A 4,891-nucleotide genomic window follows, 5' to 3' on the forward strand; every position below is an offset into this window, starting at 1 on the left:
GCGACCTTCGCCTTGAACTCGGGCGCATGTTGTTTGCGTTTCGACATCTCTGATCTCCTTCTCGTCGAAGATCAGCAGACTGCAAATCGTAGCTTACGTCACTGTCCGAATTTCGGGGGGTAGCTCAAACCGAGCCACCTCTGTTATCACCAAGAAGGCTGTTCAATCCTGTGAAAAGGGGGCTGAGAGCTTGCAGTTTACGGGCAGCACACTTGATGACCACCTCTCAATGTTCGATATAAAAGTCAACGATGTGGCTTGATCCACTTGGAAGCTCAATTTACATCGTTTGTGACGCAACAGAGGTTTCTAGTGATGGAAAGAAAGGTTAGCGCCACTGTAAAGGTGGAGGGTTCTCGCGTAGCACTACAGTTGGCAGGTACCCAGGGCATTGAAGACGAGATTGAAGGACGAGTTGATGAGGTTCTGCCTTTGCTGCTTGCATTCTTGAATGCAGACAGAGAGTGGGCTTCTCTATCGGAAGACGTGCAGGAAGGCCGTTTTTTGGCTTACAATGCGCAAAACCTAGTTTGTTTGGCGGAGTTAACTAGGGTCATAAAACGCGCGACGCTGCTGGCGGACATCGTGAGTGGCGATGAATCAATTGGCGATCACGGGTTTCCAGAGTTTGCGCTAGATGACGGCACCAAGGGTTAACCTTCACGCGGGCTTACCGCTCCTTGCATCTGACCTATTGCATTCAGCTGCAATTGGCAATGTCATCAATGAGTGCGAGGGAAAATACCTGGTTCCTGAGAACCTGTACAAGGACGTCTTTAGGTCAAAAGTGAATGGAAACGAAAGTTCAAAAAATCAGGACGATAGCTCGAAACATCTGGTTAGAAACGTAAGCCAAAAAAATAGCCTCCTCTTGGTCAGTCAAGCGTCGATGCTTGGCTCTTCTACGGACTTATTTGTCAATCCAGATCGTTATGTTAAGCGCGCAAAATTGAGGTTGCAAAGATTCTCCGAATTGGTCGGCGGTAGTATGTTAACCGTGCATCTGGTGATTACGAGCCAGTTTGAGTACCTCATGTCCGTTTTCTCGGACCTTCCGATGAGTGAAGTCGAAACTATGTCACGATCGGCTCCTTCGTGGGCGCACTTAGTAGAAGAATTGGACCGAAGCATCCCTGAGCACCGATTCATCGTTTGGGATTTTGAGAGACCTAAAGATACACTATTCGCATTTGTCTTAGCGATGCTAGAGACGCACAATAAAGAGATTAAAGAGAAATTGCGCAGTATCTGTATACAGCGATACAAGCTAATGTCATTTTCGGCCGAAGGTAAGTTGCTCCCGAACTGGCAAGACATCGCAAATCGTCTTGACGCTCAGTATGAGGCAGACTTGCAGAAGATCATGGAAATGGAGAATGTCACTCTAGTGCAGTCACAGGATGCATAGCTCAATTGAACGTATAGATTGCGACATATCTTCGTAACCACCCGATTGGCACCGCCTGCCTGACGGCGAGGCTCTGAGCTAAGACACGTGCATAACGACGTCCTTAACGACGTGTCTTATTCGGAGGGGCAATGCTGGGCGAGGTTCTGGGCGTTGAGCGGCGCCGGCGGTGGAGCGAAGACGAGAAGCTCGAGATCCTGTCGGAGGTCGGCGTCGGCGGTGCGTCGGTGACGCAGGTCGCGCAGCGCCACGAGATCACGCGTTCCCAGATCTACGGCTGGCGGCGTGATCTGAAGAAGAAGGGCCTGTCGTCGCCGGATCGCGGGGCCGTTTTCCTGCCGGTGGATTTCAGCTCGGCTCAGGCGCCGGCAAGCGCATCCGCGCCGTCACGGTCTGGCCCTGTCGAGCTGCGGCTGAGCAACGGCCGCTGCCTGAGGTTCGACAGCGGCATGGATGGAGAGGCGCTGACCCGGTTGATCCGGGCGGTGGAAGCGGCATGATCGGACCGGGAACGGGCGTTCGGGTCTACCTGGCCTGCGGGACCACCGACATGCGCAAGGGGATCGCGGGACTGGCCGCGCTTGCCCAGGACGTCCTGCGCCAGAAGCCCGCGAGCGGTGCAGTCTTCGCCTTCCGGGGGCGCCGGGGTGACCGGCTGAAGCTGCTCTACTGGGACGGCCAGGGGTTCTGCCTCTACTACAAGGTCCTGGAACGGGGGCGCTTCCCTTGGCCCGCCGCCGGAGACGGCGCCGTGCGGCTGACCTCGGCGCAGCTGACGATGCTCTGGGAGGGCATCGACTGGCGCCGTCCGGATTGGGGAGCGCCTCCTGCTCGGGTGAGCTGATACTTCGCCTAAACGCCTTGTTTTACTGGCCATTAGTCGTGCGAAATGGTAGGGTCGGGCATGTCCGAGACCTCCTCTGTCAACGCCGATGCGACCGGTGCAGTGCGCATTGTAACCGCCGGATGTAATCTCCCCAAAACCGCCGTTTGAATTTTCCCCAGTGGTGAGCGTCAGGGGCAATTCCGAACTTCATTTATTCGGAATTGTCGCTGGCGCGGGATGCAAGCCTGATGCCCTGATCGAGGAACTGACAGGGGCAGGCAGGTGAAAGGACTGAGGGAGATCGTTTTGATCCAAGATTTGAAGAAGCAGGGTCTGAGCATATCCGCGATCGCGCGGAAGGTTGGCTCTGACCGGAAGACCGTGCGGAAGTATCTCGACCGTGGGCTGGAGGCGCCGGTTTATGGGCCGCGCCGGTCGCGGGCGCGCGTGATCGAGCCCTATGAGCGCTATCTGCAGGACCGCATTCTGGCATTTCCCGATCTGAGCGGGGCGCGCCTGCTGCGCGAGATCCGGGAGTTGGGCTATGACGGCGGCTATACCGCGGTGACGGACTTTCTGCGCTTGGCGCGCCCGCCCAAACAGGCACAGTTCGAGCGCCGGTTCGAAACCCCGCCGGGCCAGCAGGCCCAGGTCGATTTTGCCGAGTTCACGGTTGAGTTCACCGACGAGCCTGGCGTCGTCCGCAAGGTCTGGCTGTTATCGATGGTGCTCGGTCACAGCCGTTGGCTCTGGGGCCGGTTCGTCGCCAGCCAGAACCTGCAATCGGTGCTTCGCTGCCACATTGCGGCTTTCTCGGACATGGGCGGTGTGCCCGAGGAAATCCTCTATGACCGGATGAAGACTGCGGTGATCGGCGAGGACGAGGCCGGGGTGGCGACCTATAACGCTTCCCTGGTGGCGCTGCTGAACCATTACGGCGCGGTGCCGCGCGCCTGCCAGCCGTATCGGGCCAAGACCAAGGGCAAGGTCGAGCGACCGTTCCGCTATATCCGGCAGGACTTCTTCCTGGCCCGCACCTTCCGGAACATGGACGACCTCAATGTCCAGTTCGACGCCTGGCGAACCGAGGTGGCCAATCCGCGTGTTCACGCCACCACGCGGCGCGTGGTAGACGAGGCCTTCGCCGAGGAAGTTCCCCATCTGAAACAGCATCCGGCAATCCCCTACAGCGCGGTGCTGTCGGTGGAGCGCCGGGTCAGCAAGGACGGGATGATAGCGGTCGGGGGCAACTTCTACTCCGTCCCGGACACCACCCGGCGCCGGACGCTCGAGGTCCAGCATCACGCCACCGAGTTGCGGATTTACGAGGACAGCCAACTGATCGCCTGCCACCCGGTACTGGAGGGCAAGGCCCGGCGCCGCGTTGATCCGGCGCATCGCAAGGCACCACCTCCCAGACCATCCCTGTCGCGGCCCTCGCAAGGGCTGAGGCGACCGCTTGAGTTCTACGGGGCCGTTGGCCAGCGCCTGGCGGCCAAGGGGGCACGGGCATGAGCGATCTTCTGGACCGGATCCGCGGCGCCCTCGTCGGGCTGAAGATGCCGCGCGCACTCGAAGCCCTCGATCACACGCTGCAGCAACTGGAGAAAGGCGAGATCACCGCGATCGAGGCCATCGACACGCTCCTGAGTGAGGAATACCCGACACGGGAGACGCGCCGCATCGACGTGGCCCTGCGCACCGCCAAGCTCCTTCCCGCCAAGACGCTCGAAAGCTTCGACTTCAGCTTCCAGCCGTCGCTCGACCGGGAGCGCATCGCGGCCCTGGCCCAGCTGGACTTCATCCGCCGAGCCGAGGTTGGCCACTTCCTCGGACCGCCGGGCACCGGCAAGTCGCACCTGGCCACGGCCCTCGGCGTCGCCGCTGTGAAGGCCGGCAAAAGCGTTTACCGCGCAACACTGGCCGATCTGATCGACGCGCTGAGCCAGGCCGAACGAGAGGGCCGGCTGGTCGAGAAGATCCGCTTCTATACCCGGGCCTCACTGCTGATCGTTGACGAGATCGGTTACCTGCCAATCACCACCGGCGGCGCCAACCTGGTCTTCCAGCTCGTCAACGCCCGTTACGAAAAGGGCGCCATGATCCTCACCTCGAACCGTGGCTTCGCGGAGTGGGGCGAGGTCTTCGGTGACCCGGTCGTCGCGACCGCGCTGCTCGACCGGCTGCTGCATCACGCCGTGGTCATCCAGATCGAAGGCGCCAGCTACCGGCTCCGCAGCCATGCCGACCTCATCCCCGAGCATGTCCGCGCCAACGCACCCATCACCCCGCCACTGCCGCCAAAGCGGCGCGGGCGGCCACCAAAAACCAACAACGGAGCCTCAGATCACTGAAACCGGCTGATCACCGGACCCGTGCAAGTGGGGAATTTTACTTCGGCACTTTTGGGGATTTTTAAATCGGCGTTGACAGCGCATCCGCGAGGCCGCCTGCTGGGCACACCTGCGCCGGGACTTCCACGATGTCTGGACCGGCACCAGGTCGGAGATCGCCCGGGAGGCGCTGGACCCCCAACTTCAACAGTTAAACGCGTAAGTGATTGATATTATTGATGCGGGATATCTGCTTTTGCCACAACCGGGCCGTTTCAGGAGGGTGTTTTCAGGCTCAGTGCATCGAAGAGTTCCAATTGCTCC

At 59.6% G+C, this 4,891-nt stretch carries 6 protein-coding genes and 1 pseudogene; all 7 read left to right on the forward strand.

Translation table 11 applies throughout. The features are described from left to right. The first annotated feature begins 315 nt into the window (after positions 1–315). The gene (locus tag DL899_RS18940; protein ID WP_162685668.1) at positions 316–657 is read left to right on the forward strand and encodes a hypothetical protein; all 342 of its coding nucleotides are present in this window, start codon (positions 316–318) and stop codon (positions 655–657) included. Beyond that, positions 638–1,408: a hypothetical protein gene (locus DL899_RS19540; RefSeq protein ID WP_162685669.1), complete on the forward strand. Its 771-nt coding sequence runs from the start codon at positions 638–640 to the stop codon at positions 1,406–1,408. The genes DL899_RS18940 and DL899_RS19540 overlap by 20 nt, the downstream gene beginning before the upstream one ends. Before the next feature lie 131 nt (positions 1,409–1,539). Beyond that, positions 1,540–1,908, forward strand: a complete 369-nt coding sequence (gene tnpA, locus DL899_RS18950) for an IS66-like element accessory protein TnpA (RefSeq protein ID WP_111735874.1) — start codon at positions 1,540–1,542, stop codon at positions 1,906–1,908. Then, complete coding sequence (gene tnpB, locus DL899_RS18955; RefSeq protein ID WP_111735875.1) at positions 1,905–2,252, forward strand: IS66 family insertion sequence element accessory protein TnpB; 348 nt, start codon at positions 1,905–1,907, stop codon at positions 2,250–2,252. The genes tnpA and tnpB overlap by 4 nt, the downstream gene beginning before the upstream one ends. A 264-nt stretch (positions 2,253–2,516) precedes the next feature. Further along, positions 2,517–3,749, forward strand: a complete 1,233-nt coding sequence (gene istA, locus DL899_RS18960) for an IS21 family transposase (RefSeq protein ID WP_111735876.1) — start codon at positions 2,517–2,519, stop codon at positions 3,747–3,749. Next, positions 3,746–4,588 carry an IS21-like element helper ATPase IstB gene (gene istB, locus DL899_RS18965; RefSeq protein WP_111735877.1) on the forward strand — a complete coding sequence of 281 codons (843 nt, stop codon included), beginning with the start codon at positions 3,746–3,748 and terminating at the stop codon, positions 4,586–4,588. Before istA ends, istB begins: the two co-directional genes overlap by 4 nt. Positions 4,589–4,667: 79 nt before the next feature. Further along, positions 4,668–4,790: pseudogene (locus DL899_RS18970) on the forward strand (IS66 family transposase); the annotation flags it as partial. Positions 4,791–4,891: the final 101 nt, after the last annotated feature.

Origin of the sequence: Roseovarius amoyensis, from assembly GCF_003260265.1 — a bacterium.
GTDB lineage: Bacteria > Pseudomonadota > Alphaproteobacteria > Rhodobacterales > Rhodobacteraceae > Roseovarius > Roseovarius amoyensis.

Excerpts from the sequence above, each read along its gene's own strand:
- DL899_RS18940 (WP_162685668.1), top strand. The coding sequence starts at position 316 with ATGGAAAGAAAGGTTAGCGCCACTGTAAAGGTGGAGGGTTCTCGCGTA.
- DL899_RS19540 (WP_162685669.1), top strand. The coding sequence starts at position 638 with ATGACGGCACCAAGGGTTAACCTTCACGCGGGCTTACCGCTCCTTGCA.
- tnpA (WP_111735874.1), top strand. The coding sequence starts at position 1,540 with ATGCTGGGCGAGGTTCTGGGCGTTGAGCGGCGCCGGCGGTGGAGCGAA.
- tnpB (WP_111735875.1), top strand. The coding sequence starts at position 1,905 with ATGATCGGACCGGGAACGGGCGTTCGGGTCTACCTGGCCTGCGGGACC.
- istB (WP_111735877.1), top strand. The coding sequence starts at position 3,746 with ATGAGCGATCTTCTGGACCGGATCCGCGGCGCCCTCGTCGGGCTGAAG.